Source organism: Marinococcus tarijensis (assembly GCF_054971385.1).
The window spans coordinates 97,810-120,295 of record NZ_JBQOJA010000008.1; the positions used below are offsets into that span (position 1 = coordinate 97,810).

Here is a 22,486-nt window from a genome sequence, read left to right on the forward strand (position 1 = left end):
CTACTGTCTACAATGAAGAGGATTCATCACTTACATATATAGGGGGAAATTCCATGAAAAAGTATTTGTTAGCTACGGGGGTAGCGTCGCTTACGCTAATTGCCACTGCTTGCGGAAGCGAGGACAGTTCCGGCTCTGGAGAAGGTAATAGCTCTTCAGAAGAATCGAATAATGAAGAGTCTTCCGAAAACGATGGTAATAACGAGTCAAATGATAACGAAGAATCTTCTGAAACCGAAGAGGCGGATGGCAGCTCTGGTAATGACGAAGTAGAAACCGCCGAAGGTGAAACAGTTGAAACGGAAGCTGGAGAGTTCGAAGTAGTCAGCCGTGTTGATGAACCGACGTCATTCACTTCTGGACCTATGGAAACCACGGTTAATAATGTTATCGTAGCTTCGGGCACAGTCAATGAGGAGTATCAAGAAATATTAGAAATGGACGATGATCAATTAGATTATATCCAAATTAATATGACAACCGAAAACACTTCCGAAGACACGGTTTCTTTTATGCCAGACATGGCAACGATAACGACAAATACGGGCGAGCAACTTGAATCAGACGGTTTTTTCTCGGAATTCGTTGATTCTGAATTTAATGGCCCTGTCACGCAAGAATCAAACGCTATTTATCTTTTAGAAAGTTCAAGCCCTGAAGAGATTGAGACGGTTCGAATGATCATTGATCCAGCCACAGACGAAAATTTTGAACCTGTTGAAGGCGCTGAAGAAATTGATGAAGAGATTTCTCTAAATTAAATTTGCCCCTGCTTAATGCAGGGCTTTTTAATATCGGATCGAGGTGAATAAGATGGGGCTGTTTGGTAACAGCAAAAAGAAGCAGGAGAAAAAAGAACGCCAAGAAGCTTTTATGGAAAAATATGCTTTGAGTCTGGATCGCCTTTTAGGCAGACTACCTACAGAAAAAGAAATTGCGAAATATGCTGGTGGTTCGCATTCAATTATTCGTTTTGTCGATCATGTTTGCAAAGAAAATGATACTGTAGCCGCCTTTACTCTTGCTAACCACGGCGACATACATAATATGAAATTCGATGGCGCGTTAGTGTTAACAACTGAAAACCTTCATTTTATTCACCAGGGACGCGATGGTGTTTTTGAAGAAACTGCTCCATTAGAAAAAGTAAAAAAATATGATGTAAAACCGCATGGAATGGCAAAAAATAAATTAACTTTACATGCAGGTCGCTACAAGCATGAATATCACACGATCAATACCGAAAAAGACGGAAATCCTTTACTTAATAAGTTCAGGGAAATGATTGATAATAAAACCTATGAAAAAGAAACAAAGAAAAAGTCAGAAAAAGAAATCAGTCACGACAAATACGCCGAGATCGAACGCATCCATGAACTAAAGGAAAAAGGAATTTTATCGGAAGAAGAATTTGAAGCGGAGAAAGCGAAGTTGTTGAAATGACTGGAGGATATTATGTTTAAAGAGAAATTGTTATATTCATATGTGGCTGAGGGGGACGAAATCATGCCACTGGTGAATTTTAAAAAAGGAGAGCCTGCATCAGTAGATATTTTATTTTATCTATACCGCGCTCAAGAAAATAAAAAATATCGTTTTCAATCTATTTTAGAAACGGAATCAGGGACTCGAATTGCTTTGGTAAACATGAAAGAAGGCAGTTCGTTCGATAAAACGACCCCTAATGTGAAAATTGATGATGATGGACTTATCAGTATGCCTTTAATCACTAGCGCGAAATTCACTTGCAACGATAAAGAAGCTATGTCTTTAATAACTAGTTTATATGATGACGAAGGGTTATTATTAGACACTAACATTTCTTATTTTTATTGCCAGGAGCGAGGGTAGTATGGATAAAGAAGATAAAACAAATAAAATACTCTCTTTCCCCTCTTCTAAAAAGAAAGATGATACAATGGATTCAAGAGAAATTCAAAGAATAGATGGAACGGGGGCGAGAGATATGGACGATAATCATGAATTTGATCGAAGTGTTTACCAACGTTTAGGTAATATCGAGGGAGACGTAAAAGCTATAAACAAAGACATCGACCATTCTTCCAGAACTCTCGATAGAATTGAAAAGAAATTAGATGATTTGCCAGATGCTAATGCGGTACGAACGGTTATAGGAGAAGAAATTAAAAACAATGAATTAGCTACTGAGAAACATGTGGATAATAAAATTAAAGGTGTTCAAATTTGGGCAATCGTTGTGTTAATACCAGCAGCAATTGGTGCCATAGGAGGAATAATCAACATTTTTCAGGCGATAAATTAGGCTATATCTTATGCCGATATGGCCTATTATTTTAGCCAAAAACACGAACGTGAGTTCTTATAAAAAGAGAGATTACAGGGGTGAGCACATGTATCAGCTGAACGAATTGGAGCAATACATTCAAAAGCTATACTACTTTCATGAACTAGACAGAGAAATGAGCATCGAAAACATCACAAAAGAATTAGGCATACGAGTAATCACCGGAGCACCTGCCTCTTACATTCGCAATGAAATCATTTTAATTGAGAGCGGTACCATAGCGGAAGAGTGGCAAGCATTCGGGCATGAATTGGCACACTATCTGCAAGATAGCGGTGACCATCGCCTCTTATACATCGAATACGTGAAGTTTCTGGAATACAAAGCTGAGTATTTTATGTATCATTTCTGTGTACCGTCGTTTATGTTGGTGGAGGATGATTTGCCGTTCTGCCGGACGGAGGCCATTCACACGATCATGGCACGGTACGGGGTAACGAAACGGTTTGCGCAGAAGCGATTGGACATGTATGAGCGCAAGCTGCTGGAATACCATTACTTTTAAGGAAGGAGGAACAGCATGGGAAGCATCGAAAAACGCGGCACGAATCGGTGGCGGCTCACAGTGGTCACGGGCTACGAGGAAAACGGGGATATGATAAGAGAACGGCGCACCGTGGAAGCGAAGAACAAGACCGAGGCGAAAAAGCAGCTGGCGGTGTTTGAGTCGGAGATTTTGGGCGGCACGTATCAACGCCCGGATAAGCTCACGCTGCGGCAATACTACGACACGTGGCACACGGAGTTTGCGCAGAAAACGTACAGCCCGAAAACGCTGTACAACTACGAGCTCATCATCGAAGGGCATGTGTTGCCGAAGTACGGGCGCATGACGCTGCAGGAGATTAAGCCGATCCATGTGGTGAGCTACGTGAACGAGTTGCAGAAGCCCAAAGCGGACGGCACAACGCTCAGTGCCCACACGGTACTCAATCACTACAAGGCGTTTCACAGCCTGCTCAGTGTGGCGCACAAGTGGCAGTTGATTGCGAGCGATCCATCGAAACACGCGAAGCCGAAGCAGCCGCCGAAGAAGAAAGCGGCGTTTCAGCACGGGGCGTCCATCCTGGAACAACTCACGCAGGCGATTGAGCATGAGCCGGAGGACAAGCAGCTGCTGTTCTGGCTGGCGTTTGTGACCAGTGCGCGCCAGGGAGAGATTGCGGCGCTCGAAGCCAAGCACGTGGATGCCACAGAGCACACCATCACCTTTGAGCAGTCGCTGACGGATGTGAAAGGCGAAGGCGTCACGGTCAAAAGCATCAAGAACCACCTCACCGGCACAGCGGCGATTCCCGAAGGATTAACCCGGAAGCTGCAGAAAAAGATCCAGCACAATAAAAAAACGCGCCTCCAGATGGGAGACGCGTGGACGACGGAACGGTCGTTTGTGTTTGCGGATGTCACGGGCAGACCCATGCGCCCGGATTCCGTCAGCCAATGGTGGCGGCGCTTTATTAAGAAATATGAGTTACCGGCTGTCCGCTTCCATGACCTGCGGCATATGTCGATCACCTTCCTCATCGGACGCAACCTGCCAATGAAGTCCATCAGTGAACGGGCACGGCACGCCAACATTCATACCACGATGGATGTGTACGGGCATCAGGTGGTCGAAGTGGACCGGGTGTCGGCGGATCAATTTAACGAGTTTTTTCACACAAATGAGGGCGAAAAATAAAATCCTGCCCCAATTCTGCCCCAATGGGTTTCTTAAAAGTCTTGAAAGTGGCGCCCTAGGCAGGGTTCGAACCTGCGACCTACAGCTTAGGAGGCTGTTGCTCTTCCCCTGAGCTACTAGGGCTTATGTGAATAACTATGACCTTTGCTGCGACGAACAAAGACAAATGTAAGAATACGTGGAAATGCACTCATTGTCAAGATTTCCTTTCAACAGCACCTGATAACAGAAAGCACCCAACCGTCAAGTTGGATGCTTTTTTCTGTTTTGTTATTTCGTAACTCTATACTCACGAAGCATGTGAGCGAATATCTGCTCGATATGCTTTTTCTCAAGCTTTGTGCAGTCTTTTGGTTTTTTGCCGGCTTCGGCAATTACCCATTGGTTGCTGCGCGTGTCGATCAGATACAGTTTATCGTTTGGAAGGAATACCTGGCTGAGCGATTTCTTTTTCGGTTCATCCAGTGTCAAATCAACCATGACATCGATGTTACGGTCAAAGTGTCCGCTGACGGAACCTTTTAATTCAGACTCCAGAAGTTCAATGGTGAACGTTTCATCCCTGAACCGTTTTCTGTAGTCTTCTTTTTCCAGCCCACCCTGTTCCACAATTTCTGTTAAGACTTCGTCGAAATCTCCCCAGAGCTTATCAATACATTTGCTGATTCGTTTCATTTTTTCTGCTGTACTGTCTTCCGTATCGTTTTTATGAAAATCAAATTCTTTTGACCAATCCATCTAATCCCTCCTAGAACTCTTAACAGTTTTCCTTCCCGTTTCCGGAAAAGCTCACACTAGCATTTTATCTTGTTGACTCCCCTGTGACTATAGATTCATGCAGAATTTGTTAATTTTTTATATCCAGCCACGGTACTCCATTGCTTCCTGCAGCCGGTCCATGGCGAAAATCATCGCACCGTTTCTGTTGGTGGTCTTGTGTTCGTACGCCGATTTTTCTGTCTGTTCGTATGCTTCGAGTATAAATGCCTTCATCCGTTCATTAATTACATCTTCAGACCAATAGTAGTTCATGTGGTTCTGAACGGACTCCAGATACGATACGATAACACCACCGGCATTCACTAAAATATCCGGATATACTGCCTGCCCCTGGTCCTTTAAAATATGATCTGCTTCCGGTGTGGTCGGTCCGTTTGCAAGCTCCATAATCTTCGGAGCTTTTACCCGGTCTGCATTATCTTTTGTGATAACGCCTTCCATGGCAGCAGGTATCAAAATATCAGCATCAGTATAAAGGATGTCCATGCTGTTTTCGAGCAGATAGTTTTCTCCGTACTCCTGCAGGCCGCTGTTGCCTGCTTTTGCCTGCTGGGCTCTCGGAATATCAAGCCCATCTTCATCATACAGGGCAGCTTTGGAGTCGCTGACGCTCACAATTTTACATCCTAAATCGTACAGCAGTCTCGCGGCGATCTGTCCGGCGTTACCAAAGCCCTGGATGGCTACGCGTATGTCTTCGGCACGTTTGTTTTCTTGCTCAAGCATTTTTTCGATAATATAAACAGCGCCGCGGGCCGTTGCTGACTCTCTTGCTTTTGAACCGCCGACAAGAGGCGGCTTGCCGGTAATAACGCCGGGCTCGTGACCGCCGGCCATCCGGGAGTACGTATCCATCATGACGCTCATGACCTTCGGATCCGTATACACATCCGGGGCCGGCACGTCTTTATTGGGACCGAGAAAGTCAAACAGGGCCTCCGTGTATCCTCTGCTGACCTGGCGAAGCTCACGGTCACTCAGCATGGAAGGATCACAGACGACGCCTCCCTTTGCACCGCCGTGCGGAATCTGCACAAGCGCGCACTTAAACGTCATCCAGGCAGCCAGCGCTTCCGTTTCCTCTTCATCCGTCTGCGGGTGAAAGCGGAGCCCGCCCTTCACCGGGCCGAGCACATCATTGTGCTGCGTCCGGTAGCCGGTAAACATCTGGGTATGGCCGTCGTCCATTTCCACCGGAAACTGGACCTCCACTTTTCTTTTCGGGTATTTCAGTATCGTTTCTACAGTGTTTGGCAATTGAATAAGCCGGGACGCTTCCGCGATCTGCTGATGCACAACGCCGAGCGGCCCCTGGCTGTTTTGTCCGGTCATGATGTTCTTCCTTTCTATTGGACTGACGCCCCTAAAATATTTTGTGCGTGTTTTAGCGCAAATACGTGTCCTTCCTCGTCAAAGCTCGCTACAGCATCCTGGTGAATGACGATATCAAAGCCTTTATTATAGGCATCCACTGCTGTATGAAGAATGCAGATATCAGTACAGACTCCGGCAAGATGAAGCTCGGTAATGCCCCGTTCTCTTAATTTCAGTTCCAGATTTGTTCCTGCAAATGCACTATACCTTGTTTTGTCCACCTGCCAAACATTCGGCTGGTGGCGTATAGATTCATACAGGCTCTGAATGCTCCGATACAGGCCTCTTCCCTTCGTGCCTGCTATGTTATGAGGCGGGAAAAGCTTCCTCTCCGGATGATAATCATCTCCTTCTTCATGGCGGTCGAGGGCGAATACGACAAAATCACCTGCGGTCTGATACGTTTCGATTAATTGGTGAATAGCACCTTCGATTTTTTGTCCCGGTTCTCCGCAGGTGAGTGCCCCTTCCTCTGCCACAAAGTCCATCGTGTAGTCAATCACAATCAAGGCACGCGAATAGCCCATCAGCTTTCCCCTTCCTTTTTATGAATGCCGCACCAGCGGATTAAAAAGTCTGCATACACTTTCGTTACGTTTTTTACACTTTCAAGGTCCACCCACTCATCCGGCTCGTGCATTTTCGCCCCTGAAGGACCGTAGCATGTAACCGGAGTGTCATAGTAAAGACCATAATACCGGGCGTCTGTTGTTACTGGAAGCGCCTGTCTGCCGCATTGTTTTCCGGTCACCATTTCGTGGGCTTCATCGAGTTTGGCAAACAGCGGGTCATCCTCGGGCATCACCATACCCTCTGCATGAAAGCCAAAGGATTCAAAGGCCGGAGGATGCTCACGAAGCCATTCATCATCTTTTGTTTTATCAAGAATCCAATCGATTAAATCCTGCTTGCCTTCGGACGGGTCCTTCCCCGGGTAAACGGCAGAACGAACCTCAAGCGTGGCTTCTACAGGAATGTTGGAGGCAAAATCCCCGCTGTGCATCGTTCCTATCTCCACGTCGATCGGCTCTTTCATATGGGCAAATTCCGGCGGCTTTTGATCATCCCGGTTGACGTATTCCCGGTAGCTCTGCAGAGCCTCAATCACGCTCTGTGCTTTTTCGATGGCATTCGCTCCAACACCGGTTTGATCCGACTGCAGATTGCTACTCGTATCGATATGAATACGGAGCCAGAGGCTTCCGAGCTGGACGGTGGACGGGCACTGCCCGAACGGTTCCGGAATGAGAACGGCATCTGCCAGGTGCCCGGCATTCGCTGCAGCGAGCGTCCCATTGCCTGTCGCCTCTTCCTCGATAACCGTTTTGATGGAGAAATCAGCTGCCGGTTCATAGCCTGCATCCCGTATGGCTTTATAGGCATAAATCATTGCCGCCACACCGCTTTTCATATCGAGCACCCCTCGTCCGTAAAGGCGGTCTCCAATACGCTGCGCCCCCCATGGATCCACACTCCATTTGTGCTTTGGCTCAGGACTTACAACGTCCACATGGCCCTGGAAAAGCAAACTGCTGCCTTCGGAGTTCCGGGAACTGCGCGGTGCCTTCGCCACTACTACCGGCCGGCCCGCGTAGGACCACTCGCTTGGGGAGTACCCCGGAAGAGAGCTGATTTCTTTTTCATCGACATCCACTGTTTCCACGTCCATCTCTAGCTCGTTCTGAAAAAAATTCTTTAAGTATAATTGAAGCGATCCTTCATATTCGATCGTACTCGGAAACCTCGCGATCGTCTGTAAAAACTCTATTTCCTCTTCCCACAGCTTATCAACGGAAGCTAATACTTTTTGACTGGCATTGATGGTCTCGGTCACTCGCTCTCCCTCATTTCTGAAAAACTCTTTTTCTCTCTTCGACTTTTCCCATTTTCACTTCAAATTATGCTTCCGGTTTGAAAGTATTCCTTTTATAAAAACAGCTTCGGGCAATAGACACCGCCCGTTTCTGCATATAAAAAAGAGAAAACGACTAAGCGTTTTCCCCCTGAATCAATATGGAACTGTCCCACTGCAGCCAAAAACCTGCCGAAAACCAGGCAGCTGCAAGCGCCAATGTAAAAAAGAGTACGCCCCATACCTGCGCGGGGACGCGGCTCACCCGGTGCAATCCCGTAGCATCTCCGGCGTCCCCCGGCATCTGCAGACTCCGCTGCAAAATGATCCAGGCCGACCGGACCGACTGGATAACCAGAAGTACGCCGAGGATAAACATAATCCACATCATAAGCATGACCATATTTTCAATGAGCAGATACAGTCCCCCGCCCGAAGCTGCCAGTCCCCAGATGATTCCGGCAGGATTCCGCACCCAGAGAAGCGTGTTCCAAATGAGAAGACCTGTGAGGCCGATCATGAGTCCGCTGTACCAGCCGGAGGTAAATACCCAGCTGTAAAGAAGAGCCATCCCGCTTGCAAACGGGTAGCCGGCGAACGTTGTGAGCGCCTGACCAAGCTTTCCTTTATGGCCAGTTTCAGCAAGACCCTCCCTCGTATAAAATAAAGAGATCGACCGCACTTTCCCGCCGGTGGCAAGCGCCATGAAGGCATGCCCGTTTTCGTGCACCATTGTCTGAAACAGCGATAAATAGGTGCCGAGCACGGGGGTGTACGTAAGCGCCGTCAACACGACAGCTGCTGTCAGAAAAAACAGGATCGTTTCCATCATGACTCTTTTTCCCGGGCGTGAAGGGGAAGCGGACGATGACTTGCTACCGCCTGCTTTAACGCCTGCTGCATATATCCCATCCCGCTGTATTCCCGGAGCGGAAAAACGGTTCTCTCCATGGGCAGTATCCTCGTGATGACCGGATCGTATTTTTTGCCGAGCAGCACTACATACCGGTCGTATTCATTCATCTGCTTTTCCTGCCACTGCCGAGTGCAGAAAGCCCGGGAGATTTCCTCCTGCTGTCTTTTTCCAAATGTAACATCGTAATTTGTGTTAATAAGCTCCTGCGGGTACATAAAGCCGTGTTTGCCTGAGAGCACGGCCCACTGGTCAGCGAATGCCTCTGCGTAAGCCCGGCACAGCTGATGAAACGTACTCTGGTACACGTGCTTTACAGGCAGGGGCCCAAGATCAGGCTCCTTGTCCCAGGCTTTTTTCGCCCCGCAGGGAATTATTGCGAGCTGTTTCAATGCCATTCACCTTATTTCCTTGATTTTCGCGCACGACGTTTGTGGTCGCTTTCCGTTTTCCAGGTGTAGAGGGCTGGCACCAATAAAAGCGTCAGCACTGTCGAAAAGACAAGTCCCGTCACAATTGCTGTTCCAAGCGGCTGAAACAATGGATTGTCCCCCAGAGCAATCGGAAGAAGACCGGCGATGGATGTCAGGCTCGTCAACAGAATCGGCCGGAACCGCTCTTCTCCGGCTGCCACGACGGCTGTCCGCACGGACTCACCGCTTCGTATGCGCTGTTCCATAAATTCTATCATAACGACCGCGTTCCGTACGACGATACCAGCGAGGCTGACTGCCCCCATCATCGACATGAATCCGAGTCCCGTCTGTGTCAGGAACAAACCGAGAATGACCCCCGCAATTGCTACATACACTGCACTCAAAACGATAAACGGAATACGCAGCGAGTAGAACTGCAGCGCAAACAATATGAGCAGCAGGAACACCACGACAATGAATATCTGTCCAATATCAATAAATACATCGTTTCGTTCGGACGTTTCTCCACCTACCTGGACACTGACGCCGCCATATTCATTTTCAATTGAGTCAAGAGAATCCCCGGTGGCTGCTAAAATCTCGTCCTCGGAAGCATCTCCCGGATAAGCACGGACCGTAATGGTCCGTTCCGTATTTTCGTGCGGGATAGCGGAAGTCGTCGTTTCCTCTACACCACGTCCCAGGTCATTTAAAGTAACTGCTTCTCCGCCTTCGTCTCTGGCCAAAACGATTTGATCCAGGTCGCTGTTTGTTACCTGTTCTCCGTTATCGTACATTACCTGAACTGGTATGACTTCATTATCTGCGTTCCACTGGCCAAACGGGACTCCTTCACCGAGCAGGCGAAGCTCTGTACTTATAGTTTCGTTGGTTACACCTGTACCTTCCAGGGCTTCCCTGTCCTGCTCAAACCGCCACTGGTTTACGTTCTGATTGGCGTTCGAAACCGCTAAGTCAACACCTTCTGTTTCTGCAAACAGCGCTTCCACCTCCGCTGCTGCCGAAAACAGTTCATCCGTTTCTTCACCAGAGAGTTCAACGGCAATTGGGGCTCCAACCGGAGGCCCCGATTCAACAATCGATCCCTGGGCTTCAACGTTGTCAAAGGTGTTTCGAATCTCTCCCGGCCATATTTCGCTTCCTTCCCTTGCCGGGATTTCTTCAGGGTTTACGTATACGAGAAAATTCATATCATTCGGCCCGGCGGCACCGCTTCCCGATCCCCCCGAAAATACAGTGGGGATTTCCGTCCCTGCATATGAAGATACCGAGGTTACTCCTTCTTGTTCATGCAGCCAGCTGCTCACTTCCTCCGCCTCGGCCTCCATTTCTTCAAGCGGAGTATTTTCCGGCACAGAGGCTTCGATAAATACTTCCTCCCGCTCCGTATCCGGGAAAAACTCAAGCGGCGTGTAAGGCACGAGCGCAAATGCCGAGGTCCCCAGTATCAATCCGGCAAGCGACACAATAACCGGACGCTTCACGACACGTGTCAGCACTCGTTTGCTGTACCATCTCGCTGAGCGGTCAAGAAATGCGCCCAGAAATCCCGGCGACGTCCGCTTGTCCTTCTTTTTTCTTCTTTTCTCCACAATACCCCGGTAAATAGGGATAAAAAAGATCGCAAGCAGCGTGGACGAAATCAATACCGTAATCAGCACCACAGGGAGCGGACGGATAAATGAACCCGCCGCGCCCGGAAGAAATAAAAGCGGAAAAAAAGTGAATACGACAGCAAGCGTTGACACGATAACCGAGACAAGCACTTCCCGAACCCCGTTACTGGCTGCCTCAATCGAACTGTCTCCCATCCGGAGACGACGGTCAATGTTATCGTTTACGACAATAGCATCATCCACAAGAATTCCGAGCGAAATAATAAAAGCAATTAAAGAAATTTGATTCAGGCCAACATCGGTAAACGTAAGAGGAATCATTCCGATCGCAAGCGCCGCCGGGATCGATATGGCTACTGACAGTGCGGTCCGGATTCGCAGACCGATCGAGCAGACAATTAATACCGACACAAATGCCACCACAAAGGATATCGCCAGACTTGAAAATAAATCCTCCACGACGTCGCCCTGCGTATAGAGCTGGGTCAGCTCCATTCCTTCAGGCAGCTGCTGCTTAAAATCAGCTATTACTTCATCTAAATTGCTCTGTGCCTGTGGCACACTCGCGTTTTCCGCGAGAAAGAATGTTACCGACAGGGCCGACTGCTGATTATACTCCACCTGCTCCTCGATCGGAGCGTATGTGTTTTCCACTGTTGCGACATCGCCAAGCACAGCATTTTCTCCGTTGCCCTGCTGACCCGGACTTATTTCAATGCTTTCCCAGTCTTCCGTGTTTTCAAGCGCTTCAAGCTCTACTTGATAAAGCTCTCCGTCTCGCTGCCATTCGCCGGGCGGAACGACTTCCGAGGCGGAGGAGAGCGCCCCGATAACCTGGCCGGACTGCAGCCCCTCCTCCTCCATTGCTTCACTGTCGAGACGGACCTGCAGTTCACGCTCCACGTCGCCAGTGATTTCCAGACTGTCGATATCAGGTATTCCGGTGAATCGCTGTTCCCAGCTCTCAATGAGCTGTACCGCCTCCGGAACCGATTCTTCCTCTACCGTCAGCTGGTAGATAGCGAGTCCCTGCTGACTCAGCTCACTGTTGATGGACGGCTCTTCTGCGTCATCCGGAAACGAGGTGCTTACCTGCGACAGCTTCTGTTCGAGACTGTTCCACACCTGATCCGGATTTTCCGTACTCTCATCAAGCTCTACAGTAATGGACGACAGCCCGGGAGAAGACACTGAAGAAATCGACGCTGTGGCCGATTCATTATCAAGCTCTTCTTCAAGCTGGTTCGTGACCGTTGTTTCCACTTCTTCGGCCGAAGCTCCGGGGTAAACCGTGGTTACCTGGCCCACCGGCGGATTTGTTGATGGAATTTCTTTTTGCGGCAGCTGGAAAAAAGACAGTGTGCCGACAATAATGAGCATCACAATAAATAATAAAATCAGCTTTGGTTTTGCAATTATTTTTTTCACATTTCTCCCCCCAGTATCATTACCCCCAGTATACGTTGTTTTGAACGAAAATGACACTGGTGTCATTTAAATTTAAAAATTATTTACTGCCGCTTGATGCCATTTAAGAAAATATTATAAATAGTCTCCACCCATTCTTCCTCACTGAGGGACGGATCCGGAGCCTGCACCGCCACCATCAGCATCCGCGTGATGCCATGCGTCGGAAGATCCCCGCGGATGGCTCCTTCCCTTTTCCCGTCTTCGATCAGTGTATACGCCCGGCTCCCCAGCTGACCCAGGTACTGCTGGAGCTGCTCTACATTTATTTCCACCTGGGCCGAAGCATGGTGGTCCATGACCGGGAAAATGTCAAATGCCTGATGAACTGATGCCTGCTGCACCCACACCCGGATATAGGCCCTCATCCGCACTGAAAAGTCCGTCTGTCGGTCGGCTTCATCGAGCTGGGAAAATACCTGATCCAGCTTGTCGAGCATATAGGCTGTCACTAATTCTTCTTTTTTAGCGTAATAGTTGTAAATAGTGCTTCTCGCCACCCCGAGGCGCTCCGACAGGGCTTTGAAATGAAACGAATGGTAGCCTTCGTCCATGATTAACTTTTCTGTTTCCTGAAAAAGCGTTCTGCGGTCAATTGTTCGCTGCCTCGGCATCAGGCACTCCTCCTTTCCGGTTTAGTTTTAAGCAAAAAACAGCATATTAAGGCCTGCTGCACCGATAATGACGGCCGTGAGCGTACGAATATGCTTTTGCGGCAGCTTTTCGAAATAGCGGATCCCAATTCTTGTGCCAAGCAGCACACACACGATTCCTATAGGAATATAAAGTAGCAGCTCCCTCGAAAAGTCACCGGCGCCCGCGTGGGCAACGACAGTTAAAAGACTTCCGATGAGAAATGTAATCTGCAGGTTCGCTGTATAATGATACTTGTTGGCTGTTGTTAATAAAAAATAAACGACGAAAAAAGGCCCGCCAACGCCAAAAACGCCTCCTACCAGCCCACCGCAAAAACCGAGTGCCAGCGGAATCACCTTCGGCACCGGCCGCAGCTTTTTCTCCGGCTTTTGGGCAAAGGTATACACGACCATGCCGAGAAGCACGAGGCCGAGCACTTTTTTCAGAATGTCCATTTCCCCGAAGTTATGTAGTATAAAAAAAGCTGCAAGCCTTCCTGCAGCGGTGGCTGCCAGCAAATATCCGAGCTGCGCCCACTGGATGTGCTTATAAACCTTGCCTATAATGCTCAGGGCGGTAATCACGGATAGCGAAATAACAAGGAGTGAGCTGAACTGCAGCGTAAAGAAAAACGGCACAAAGCTCATCACGAATAAGCCGAAACCAAAGCCGCTGACGCCCTGGATAAAGCTTCCGGTAAAAATAATAACAGCGATTAAAACAAATTCCACAATGGCACTCATGTTGTCAGAACCCTTCATTGCATACTTACGCTATTGTATCACGCTTTAAATAAAGATAAAAAACGGGAGTGACTTTTGTCACGCCCGCTGATTCGCTGCAAAATAAATCATAAATTCATACAGCTGCATCGGCCATTCCCGTTTGGGGTGTTCTGCCGGCCAGTGCTGTTCAAGGTATTCAGGATATGACCCCATACAGTCATGCGCCGCCAGATCTATTAGCTCCGGCGTATGCGACTTCATGCCGTTATAGTACCGGTATTTGGCTTCCTTCTCTTCTTCGAGCGGAGATTTCCGCTTCGGCCACCGCCATTTTTTCTTTTCCTCCTGCTGGATGAATACGTACCGCTGCGACAGATGAAGCCGAAAGTCCTGCAGACGCTTGCGGTAGTAATCATCGAGCTCGTACAGCTCCGGCCAGGGCTTACGGAAATAGTGCATCCAGGCCTTCATAAACGGGGCAAGCACATCTCCTTCCACGATTACCGGCACGCCTTCCTCTTCCCATTGCTTCGCCTCCCGGTTCCGCTGTCGTTCAGCCTCGACCCACTCCCACGGCTCCTCAGGAATTTCCGCAAGTCGTTCGATCAGCCTGGCTTCAGGAAAATAACGCTTAAGCCGTTCAGACATCTCCGGGATCCACGCGTTGTTTTCTGCTTCCACCGTAATAATAGTCATTGGTGGTCCTGCCCGGTGCCAAATAAATATTTCATGCTTTCTGTGCTGTGCACAGGGGCATGGCAGGAGAAGTCCCGGCAGACATAGATTGTGGTCTTTCCGTTTTGCACCGGATAATCCTCTGCAAACGGGGCGGCCCGGCTGAGATCAGTGTTTTCTTCGGCGACCAGGCTCGTCACTTCGGGATGAAATGCACGCTGAATGTAGGTTTTTACCCGAAACGCTTCATCATCCTGTGCAGGCCGGATAACTACTTCCTTTCTGTCTCCGTGAAAAAGCACCAGCCCCTGCATAAGATGCCCAAAGGCAGTCGGCGCCTGTTCAATTGAAGCCGAAAAAGCTTCCCACGTTTTTTCAGCCGTTCGTTCAAATTCCATATTGCCGGCAAGACGGGCAAGCCTCATCAGCTGTACCGCAGCTACACTGTTGCCGGAAGGAGCGGCTCCGTCAAATGCTTCCTTCGGCCGGAACAGAAGGGATTCCCCGTCAGATGCTGTTAGAAAGAACCCCCCGTTTTCCCGGTCGCAGTAGTAGCTGATCATCGTTTCTGCCCAGGCAGATGCATTTTCAATATATTCCGGCTTCCACGTTGAGGCGTACAGCTCGGTGCTGGCCCAGATCATATTGGCATAATCATCCACGTACGCATCGTACTGCACGTCACCGTCTTTCCAGCGGGCTTGGAACCGCCCGTTTTGATCCTGAAGCCGGGTTTCAATAAAACGGTACGCCTCCTCAGCAAACCTCGTCCATTTTTCCTCCTGGAACACCCGTCCTGCTTTAGCCATTGAGGCAATCATCCAGCCATTCCAGGACGTAAGTATTTTTTCATCCCGGAATGGACGAACCCGCTTTTCCCGATATTCATATAAAGCCTGCAATGCCTCACGGCGTTCAGCATCGCTCCAGCCGGCAGTCGGACGGTTGATCCGGTTGGGAATGCTTTTTCCTTCAAAGTTTCCGGCAGGGTCGATACCGTACTCAATCGCAAACTGTTCGCCGCGCTCCTCCCCGAGCACATCTTCAATCTCTTCCGGGGTCCAGACGTAAAATCTGCCTTCTTCCCCTTCACTGTCAGCATCTTCTCCGCAGAAAAACGCCCCTTCTTCATGCGTAAGGTCCCGGTGGACGTACTCAATAATTTCCTCCACCACTTCTTTATATCTCGTTTCCCCCGTCAACTGATAGGCCTCCGTATAAGCCATCAGAAGCAGCGCGTTGTCGTACAGCATTTTTTCAAAATGAGGCACCAGCCAAGCCTGATCTGTCGCGTAACGGGAAAAACCACCGCCAATATGGTCTCTGATGCCTCCAGAAGCCATCGCGTCGAGCGTGGAGGTGGCCATATACAGTGCACCCTCGCTTTCAAACTGATGATAGTAATGCAGCAGATACATCACAATATGCGGGCTTGGAAATTTCGGGGCAGAGCCGAATCCGCCGTAGGAGGAATCAAACTGCTGGGTAAAGGCCCGGAACGCTGTATGCACGTTGCTGATATTCAGCTGTCTCGTTTCCACAGCCCGCGGCTCGAGCGCTTTGGAAATATCATTTCCCACCTGTGCCACCCGTTCGGGATCGTCCCGGTAAATATCTGAAAGCTGACTCAGCACGTCCATGATCCCCGGCATGCTCCCCATTTGATTCCGCGGAATGTAGGTGGCTGCATAAAAAGGCTTCTGATCCGGTGTAATGAAGACGTTCAGCGGCCAGCCGCCGTGCCCGTTCATGGCCTGGCATGCTGACATGTAGATGGCATCCACATCCGGGCGCTCCTCCCGGTCTACCTTCACCGGTACAAATTTTTCATTTAAAACCGCTGCCACTTCCGCATTTTCAAAGCTCTCCTGCTCCATTACATGGCACCAATGGCACGTTGAATACCCAATAGACACCATTAGCGGTTTGTTTTCTGCTTCTGCCTTCTCAAAAGCCTCTTTTCCCCACGGGTACCAGTCCACCGGGTTATTTTTATGCTGCTGGAGATAGGGCGATTTTTCGTATTGTAGACGGTTCAACCAATCACGTCCTTTCTTACTGGTATTTATTCACGAAAAAGAAGCTGCCCAAACAGGGAAGATATTTTCATCGCCCAGGCAGCTTCCCTTAAATTTTTTATGATAGAATCTAAATGAAATGATCAACATAAACTGTTTAAAAAGTGAGGATACACAATGATTGCAAAAACAGAAGAGGATTTTCAGGGATTACGGGAAATTGGTGAAATTTGCGGGGCGATTCGCGACAAATTAGTCCATGCGGCTGAACCGGGAATCACCACAAAGGAACTTGATGACATGGCAGAAAAGCTTTTCGACCAATCAGGAGCTCAGTCTGCACCAAAGGGAGTATACGATTTTCCCGGGCAGACGTGCATCAGCATTAATGAAGAAGTAGCTCACGGAATTCCGGGTGAGCGGACCATTCAGGAAGGCGACCTGGTCAATATTGATGTTTCCGGTTCGAAAAATGGTTATTTTGCCGATACCGGGGTTTCTTTTGTGGTCGGTAAAGCCGACCCCGTATTACAGAAAATATGCGAAGCTGCGAAAGAAGCGTTTGACGCCGGACTTGAGAAGGCAAAGCCGGGGTCGAAAAAAAGCGCTCTCGGAAAAGCTGTGCACAATGTGGCAAAACAGTACAGTTTTACTGTTATCAAAAATCTTACCGGGCACGGTATCGGATGCTCGATTCATGAGCCGCCGGAGCATATTTTCAACTACTTCTCCCGCTGGGACGATGAAATTTTAAAGGATGGCACGGTTATTGCCCTTGAGCCGTTTATCTCTACATCGGAAGAGGAGGTCTTCCAGTCTGACGACGGATGGACCCTTTTGACTGATAACAGCTATGTGGCTCAGTACGAGCATACAATTATTCTCACTAAGAACGGACCAATTATTACCACATTGTAAAAGCCGGGTTCTTTTATATTTATTTCCTGCTGCAGGCAATTCCCCTCCTGGTTTATGTCTAAATTTCTGCTGATGCGGGAACAGCCTACTATTATCCAGTTCAGGAGGTACATTATGGCAGCACAACAAACAGTCAGTTCTTTTTTATACGACCGCCTTGAAAAAGAAGGCATTACAGAAATCTTCGGCGTACCGGGCGACTATAATTTTGCCCTGCTCGATGAACTTGAAAGCTATAGCGGCATACGCTTTGTCGACAACCGGAATGAGTTGAATGCCGGCTACGCCGCTGATGGGTATGCGCATGTTAAAGGGCTCAGCGCTATGATCACCACGTTTGGTGTCGGGGAATTGAGCGCTTCAAACGCTGTCGCCGGCGCCTACAGTGAACACATACCGTTAATCCACATTGTCGGGTCTCCGGCCTCTTCCATGCAGGAAAACGGCGTTAAAGCCCATCATACCCTGATGGACGGCGACTACTCGGTATTTCTCCGTATGCATCAGGAAATCACATGCTACGCAGTGAAAATCACTGCTGAAAACGCCACCGAGGAAATTCCGAAAGCCATCGCTTCCGCTGTCCGGGAACGAAAACCAGTCTATATTGATGTCCCCCAGGATGTGGCAGCCGCCTCCATTGAAACGCCGGGGGTGCAGCAGGAGCTCTCCTATACGAGCGACGAGCTTGTCGTCCAGGAAACCGCCCAGCTAATGAAAGAAACAATTGATCGGGCAGAAAAAGCAGTGCTGCTTGTAGATATTTTTACCTCCCGCTACCATATGGAGAACAGTATTTTGCAGCTCGCAGAGCACTTAAACATTCCTACAGCCCAGATGATGCAGGGAAAAAGCGGATTTAATGAGCAGCACCCGCTGTATATCGGCATATACGGCGGCGCCTTTGGCAGCCAGCAGGTGCGCGATTATGTAGAAAGCGCCGATTTAATTATTACTGCCGGCCTGCTTGAATCCGACTTTAATATGGCGAAATTCACCGCCGATCTCCCCGTGGAGAAGCGGATTGACATTCAGCCGCAGAGTGTTTCCGTTCAAAACAAAGCTCGTTATAATACGGTGGTCGCGGAAGTAATTGATGCTCTTACCGTAATGGAGTGCCGGACATTTGAGGGGCCGGAATATTTTCCTTCCTTCTATGATTTTCCGTCTGAAAACTATTCCGAACAACTGCTGGCAGGAACGTACTATCCTATTATCCAAAAAATGCTCCGCCCCGAGGATATTGTTATCGTTGAAACCGGCACCTTTTCCTACGGTCTGCCACATGTACGTCTTCCGGAGCACACACTGTTTATTTCCCAGGGCTCATGGCAGAGCATCGGGTACGCCCTGCCGGCAACCTTTGGGGCCCAGCTTGCAGCCCCGGAACGGCGCGTGCTTTTATTTATCGGGGACGGTTCGTTTCAGCTGACCGCCCAGGAGCTGAGCGCGATGGCCGAACAGAATCTTAAACCGGTGATTTTCTTTTTAAACAACGACGGCTACACAGTAGAACGTTATTTGAATACAGAAAATACACATGCCCGCTACAACGATATCCCGCGCTGGGACTATATTCAGCTCGTCAAAAGCTTTTACCCGGAAGCCGAAACGAGAAGCGTTTCCTCTTCCGCTGAATTCGAGGAGGCTGTTGCCCGTCTCGACCAGCCAGATACACTTCATTTTATTGAAATGAACGTTGATGACCAGATGGATGCCCCAATCCACTTGAAGCGGCTTCGTGAATTTGCCGAAGGCCGCAGCTCATAGGCAAATACAAAAAAAGCCAGCCCGTTGTCATGAAGGGCTGGCTTTTTCTATTATGGGATTAACGTTTAATCAAGGCTGACAATTCGCTTTCAAATACCTTTGTATCCTTTTGATTGTATGTTCTCAGCATTACCGTAAGAATACCTTCCATTTCCCTTTTCGCCTCTATCTTCGTTACTTCAGCATACGCCCGCAGCTCATCGTCCGGGTACACCGGTTTTATAAATTTAATGTGATTCATTTCCGTACCTGCTACGACATCTTCTCCGTACATCCCTGTTTCCACCCAGAGTTTAAACGTGATACTGATCGTATGAATACCCGAAGCAATAATACCGTTGAACCTTCCCGCGGCAGCTTTTTCTTCATCTATATGCATGTACTGCGGGTCAAATTCACGCGCAAATCGCAGGACGTCTTCCTTTGTAACCCTGTATGTGTTTGTTTCAAATATTTGTCCCAAAGTAAATGTATCAAGCTTCATTTTTCCCCTCTTCCTCTGTCTCCCGAATTAAATCACTTATAAAAACAGTATACTTATACTAGCATACTTTCACCCAGCTTATAAAAACCGCCGCAGCTTTAAAATTCTGCAGGCTTTTTAAAATAAATAGTGGGTCTATGTTTAAACCTTTCCATTATTGGCTATAACATAAGCAGTACATCATATTGCATGGCGGGAATAACCAGATAAAAAGCTGAGTTATGAGCCAGAGAAGGGAGATTCCTCTTTTTTCTGGCTCTTTTTTTATGTTTTTGGAAGGGGGGGGGCGGCTCACCAAACGCCAGAGCATGATATTGTTTTATGCAAGAAATGGACGATACAAATCCAATTAAACATTCTAACTATCTACTACGAAAAGGGGTTATCATTTATGTTTTTTCATCGTAAAGAGCTGCAATTTCACGCAAAACCAGATCGTCCGGATCCTGTCTATGCCAAAAAACTGCAGGAGATACTCGGCGGCCAGTTTGGGGAAATCTCTGTAGCGATGCAGTACATGTTCCAGGGCTGGAACACCCGTGGCAACGAGCAGTATAAAGATATGTTGATGGACACCGGTACGGAGGAATTCGGTCACATCGAAATGATCGCGACCATGATCGCCCAGCTGCTTGACGACACGCCAGTCGAAGAACAGGAAGAAGCAGCTAAAAACCCTATCGTTGAATCCATCATGGGTGACATGAATCCGCAGCACGCGATTGTTTCCGGTCTGGGTGCCGTGCCTAAGGACAGCAATGGTGTCCCTTGGAATGCCGGCTATATTATTGCGAGCGGCAATGTTCTAAGTGATTTCCGGGCCAATCTTAACGCGGAATCGCAGGGACGTCTCCAGGTGGCACGCCTGTATGAAATGACCGAGGACAAAGGCGTCCGTCAGATGCTTTCCTTCTTACTCGCCCGGGACACTATGCACCAGAACCAATGGGCCGCAGCGATCAAAGAACTCGAGCAAAAAGAAGGCTTCACTGCACCTTCCACAGTACCGGCACAATGGGAAGCAACCGAGTTTTCCCATCAGCTGATGAACTTCTCGGAAGGGGAGCAGAGCGCTAATCTCAACTGGTTGAAAGATAAAGCGCCGGACGGCCACTCCTTTGAATATGTATCTGAACCAAAGGCTCATGGCGGCAAACCTGAGTTGAAGCCTGCCCCTGACTACATGCACAACACCCTTCCAGACATGGATAAAAAATAAACAGAGGCTGCTGTTCTTTACATCTGCAGCCCCGCCTGTTTTATAATTTCTGATGAAATAAAAAAGAGTAACCCCGTGTTGAATACACGGGGTTACTCTTTTTATATACAGTTACCAGCGGGCGGTCACCATTTTCTTGCGGGTGTAGAACTCCACCCCGTCCTTGCCGTTCGCATGCAGGTCGCCGTAGAAGGAGTCCTTCCAGCCGGAAAACGGGAAGAACGCCATCGGCGCCGGCACGCCGACGTTGACCCCGAGCATCCCGGCGTCGATCGTCTCCCGGAATTCGCGGACGTGGTGCCCGGAGCTCGTGAACAGGCACGCGCCGTTCGCAAACCGCGATTCGTTCGCCCACGCGATGCCGGCCGTCAGGTCCGGCACCCGCACAATGGATAAGACCGGCGCAAACAGCTCGTCCTGCCAGATGGTCATGGTCTGCTGCACGTGGTCAAAGATCGTCGGCCCGATAAAGTAGCCGTCCTTCGCCACCTCGTCCTGGCGGCCATCGCGCACGAGCGTCGCGCCTTCCTCGACGCCTTTGTCAATGTAGGCCTTCGTTTTCTCGAGGTGGCCTTCGCGGATCACCGGCCCGAGGAACACGTCCTTGTCGCGGCCGTTGCCGATGGTGACGTCGTCGGCATACGACTGGATTTTTGCCACCAGCTGGTCGGCGACGCTTTCCTGCACCGCGACCACGGAGGCGGCCATGCACCGCTCGCCGGCGGAGCCGAAGGCGGCGTTTAAAATCTGCCACGCCGCGTTATCAAGATCCGCGTCCTCCATCACGAGCGTATGGTTTTTCGCCCCGGCGAGCGCCTGGACGCGTTTGCCGTGCGCCGTGCCGGTTGTATACACGTACTCGGCGACCGGCTGGGAGCCCACAAAGGAAATCGCCGGCACGTCCTCGTGCTCCAGCAGGCCGTTGACCACGTCATGCGCGCCGTGCACCACCGACAGGACGCCCTTCGGGAGTCCCGCTTCCTCGAACAGCTCGGCGAGCCGGTTCGCAAGCATCGGGGTCCGCTCGGACGGCTTCATCACGAACGTGTTGCCGCAGGCGATCGCGAGCGGAAACATCCAGCACGGCACCATCATCGGGAAGTTGAACGGGGTGATCCCGCCGACCACGCCGATCGGATAGCGGTACATGCCCGACTCAATGTTGGTAGCAATGTCCGGCAGCTGGTCGCCCATCATAAGCGTCGGGGCCCCGGCGGCGAATTCCACGCATTCGATCCCGCGCTGCACTTCGCCTTTGGCCTCCTTCAGGTTTTTGCCGTTTTCGAGGGTGATAATTTCGGCGAGCTCGTCCCAGTGGCGGATGAGCAGCTGCTGGTAGGCAAACAGGATGCGGGCGCGCTGCGGGACGGGCTTTTTCGACCAGTCGCGGTACGCCGCTTTCGACGCCTTCACCGCCTCGTCCACTTCGTCCTTCGAGGAGAGCGGCACGTGCGCGATCACCTCGCCGGTGGCCGGATTGTACACCTTGTCGGTCGCGGACCGGGACTCCACCCATTCCCCGCCGATAAAATTTTTCAGGGTCGTTACTGCTTGTTCCTGCATAATAAAATTCCTCCTTTAGTATAGTAAAATGT

The 22,486-nt window shown here is 49.5% G+C and carries 22 protein-coding genes and 1 tRNA gene; 9 read left to right on the forward strand and 14 right to left on the reverse strand.

The annotated features are described in order from the left end of the window. Nucleotides 1-53: 53 nt before the first annotated feature. From ACTTK7_RS06810 to ACTTK7_RS06835, 6 genes are all read left to right on the forward strand, one after another. Nucleotides 54-761 carry a hypothetical protein gene (locus ACTTK7_RS06810; RefSeq protein ID WP_462866850.1) on the forward strand — a complete coding sequence of 236 codons (708 nt, stop codon included), beginning with the start codon at nucleotides 54-56 and terminating at the stop codon, nucleotides 759-761. 52 nt (nucleotides 762-813) lie between these two features. Continuing rightward, nucleotides 814-1,443, forward strand: coding sequence for an SHOCT domain-containing protein (locus ACTTK7_RS06815; protein WP_462866851.1), 630 nt, complete (start codon nucleotides 814-816; stop codon nucleotides 1,441-1,443). A 63-nt stretch (nucleotides 1,444-1,506) separates the two neighbouring features. Further along, nucleotides 1,507-1,851: a hypothetical protein gene (locus ACTTK7_RS06820; protein ID WP_462866852.1), complete on the forward strand. Its 345-nt coding sequence runs from the start codon at nucleotides 1,507-1,509 to the stop codon at nucleotides 1,849-1,851. 1 nt (nucleotide 1,852) lies between these two features. After that, the gene (locus ACTTK7_RS06825) at nucleotides 1,853-2,284 is read left to right on the forward strand and encodes a hypothetical protein (RefSeq protein ID WP_462866854.1); all 432 of its coding nucleotides are present in this window, start codon (nucleotides 1,853-1,855) and stop codon (nucleotides 2,282-2,284) included. A gap of 88 nt (nucleotides 2,285-2,372) precedes the next feature. Beyond that, on the forward strand, nucleotides 2,373-2,831 hold the full coding sequence (locus tag ACTTK7_RS06830) for an ImmA/IrrE family metallo-endopeptidase (protein ID WP_462866855.1): 459 nt from the start codon (nucleotides 2,373-2,375) through the stop codon (nucleotides 2,829-2,831). Between the two features lie 15 nt (nucleotides 2,832-2,846). Continuing rightward, nucleotides 2,847-4,007, forward strand: a complete 1,161-nt coding sequence (locus tag ACTTK7_RS06835) for a site-specific integrase (protein WP_462866857.1) — start codon at nucleotides 2,847-2,849, stop codon at nucleotides 4,005-4,007. Nucleotides 4,008-4,055: 48 nt separating this feature from the next. Here the strand turns inward: ACTTK7_RS06835 and ACTTK7_RS06840 are convergent. From ACTTK7_RS06840 to ACTTK7_RS06895, 12 genes are all read right to left on the reverse strand, one after another. After that, nucleotides 4,056-4,130: transfer RNA gene (locus ACTTK7_RS06840), tRNA-Arg, on the reverse strand. A 147-nt stretch (nucleotides 4,131-4,277) separates the two neighbouring features. Beyond that, nucleotides 4,278-4,745 (reverse strand): hypothetical protein, encoded by a 468-nt coding sequence (locus tag ACTTK7_RS06845; RefSeq protein ID WP_462866859.1) that lies wholly within the window; start codon nucleotides 4,743-4,745, stop codon nucleotides 4,278-4,280. Between the two features lie 117 nt (nucleotides 4,746-4,862). Further along, nucleotides 4,863-6,119: a Glu/Leu/Phe/Val family dehydrogenase gene (locus ACTTK7_RS06850; RefSeq protein WP_462866861.1), complete on the reverse strand. Its 1,257-nt coding sequence runs from the start codon at nucleotides 6,117-6,119 to the stop codon at nucleotides 4,863-4,865. A 14-nt stretch (nucleotides 6,120-6,133) separates the two neighbouring features. Next, complete coding sequence (locus ACTTK7_RS06855) at nucleotides 6,134-6,688, reverse strand: cysteine hydrolase family protein (protein WP_462866863.1); 555 nt, start codon at nucleotides 6,686-6,688, stop codon at nucleotides 6,134-6,136. Further along, on the reverse strand, nucleotides 6,688-7,995 hold the full coding sequence (locus ACTTK7_RS06860) for an ArgE/DapE family deacylase (protein WP_462866865.1): 1,308 nt from the start codon (nucleotides 7,993-7,995) through the stop codon (nucleotides 6,688-6,690). The genes ACTTK7_RS06855 and ACTTK7_RS06860 overlap by 1 nt, the downstream gene beginning before the upstream one ends. Before the next feature lie 154 nt (nucleotides 7,996-8,149). After that, nucleotides 8,150-8,845: a M50 family metallopeptidase gene (locus tag ACTTK7_RS06865; RefSeq protein WP_462866867.1), complete on the reverse strand. Its 696-nt coding sequence runs from the start codon at nucleotides 8,843-8,845 to the stop codon at nucleotides 8,150-8,152. After that, a complete protein-coding gene (locus ACTTK7_RS06870; RefSeq protein ID WP_462866868.1) occupies nucleotides 8,842-9,324 on the reverse strand; it encodes a DUF6884 domain-containing protein in 483 nt (160 codons plus the stop codon). The genes ACTTK7_RS06865 and ACTTK7_RS06870 overlap by 4 nt, the downstream gene beginning before the upstream one ends. A gap of 5 nt (nucleotides 9,325-9,329) precedes the next feature. Beyond that, nucleotides 9,330-12,407: an efflux RND transporter permease subunit gene (locus tag ACTTK7_RS06875; protein ID WP_462866870.1), complete on the reverse strand. Its 3,078-nt coding sequence runs from the start codon at nucleotides 12,405-12,407 to the stop codon at nucleotides 9,330-9,332. Nucleotides 12,408-12,490: 83 nt separating this feature from the next. Then, on the reverse strand, nucleotides 12,491-13,060 hold the full coding sequence (locus ACTTK7_RS06880; RefSeq protein ID WP_462866872.1) for a TetR/AcrR family transcriptional regulator: 570 nt from the start codon (nucleotides 13,058-13,060) through the stop codon (nucleotides 12,491-12,493). 27 nt (nucleotides 13,061-13,087) lie between these two features. After that, nucleotides 13,088-13,825 (reverse strand): TSUP family transporter, encoded by a 738-nt coding sequence (locus tag ACTTK7_RS06885; RefSeq protein ID WP_462866874.1) that lies wholly within the window; start codon nucleotides 13,823-13,825, stop codon nucleotides 13,088-13,090. Nucleotides 13,826-13,903: 78 nt separating this feature from the next. Next, complete coding sequence (locus ACTTK7_RS06890; RefSeq protein ID WP_462866876.1) at nucleotides 13,904-14,503, reverse strand: hypothetical protein; 600 nt, start codon at nucleotides 14,501-14,503, stop codon at nucleotides 13,904-13,906. Further along, entirely contained in the window at nucleotides 14,500-16,521 is a 2,022-nt protein-coding gene (locus ACTTK7_RS06895) for a thioredoxin domain-containing protein (protein WP_462866878.1), read from the reverse strand. The genes ACTTK7_RS06890 and ACTTK7_RS06895 overlap by 4 nt, the downstream gene beginning before the upstream one ends. 156 nt (nucleotides 16,522-16,677) lie before the next feature. Between ACTTK7_RS06895 and map the strand changes: the two genes are divergently transcribed. Both map and ACTTK7_RS06905 read left to right on the forward strand, forming a co-directional pair. Continuing rightward, nucleotides 16,678-17,418 carry a type I methionyl aminopeptidase gene (gene map, locus ACTTK7_RS06900; RefSeq protein ID WP_462866879.1) on the forward strand — a complete coding sequence of 247 codons (741 nt, stop codon included), beginning with the start codon at nucleotides 16,678-16,680 and terminating at the stop codon, nucleotides 17,416-17,418. 114 nt (nucleotides 17,419-17,532) lie between these two features. Further along, nucleotides 17,533-19,188: an alpha-keto acid decarboxylase family protein gene (locus ACTTK7_RS06905; RefSeq protein WP_462866881.1), complete on the forward strand. Its 1,656-nt coding sequence runs from the start codon at nucleotides 17,533-17,535 to the stop codon at nucleotides 19,186-19,188. Between the two features lie 58 nt (nucleotides 19,189-19,246). Here ACTTK7_RS06905 and ACTTK7_RS06910 read toward each other — a convergent pair whose 3' ends face one another. Then, a complete protein-coding gene (locus ACTTK7_RS06910) occupies nucleotides 19,247-19,672 on the reverse strand; it encodes a MaoC family dehydratase (protein ID WP_462866883.1) in 426 nt (141 codons plus the stop codon). A gap of 391 nt (nucleotides 19,673-20,063) precedes the next feature. Here ACTTK7_RS06910 and ACTTK7_RS06915 point away from each other — a divergent pair, with 391 nt between their 5' ends. Then, complete coding sequence (locus ACTTK7_RS06915) at nucleotides 20,064-20,891, forward strand: manganese catalase (protein WP_462866885.1); 828 nt, start codon at nucleotides 20,064-20,066, stop codon at nucleotides 20,889-20,891. Between the two features lie 111 nt (nucleotides 20,892-21,002). Here ACTTK7_RS06915 and ACTTK7_RS06920 read toward each other — a convergent pair whose 3' ends face one another. Continuing rightward, nucleotides 21,003-22,454 carry a CoA-acylating methylmalonate-semialdehyde dehydrogenase gene (locus ACTTK7_RS06920; protein WP_462866887.1) on the reverse strand — a complete coding sequence of 484 codons (1,452 nt, stop codon included), beginning with the start codon at nucleotides 22,452-22,454 and terminating at the stop codon, nucleotides 21,003-21,005. Nucleotides 22,455-22,486 lie beyond the last annotated feature (32 nt).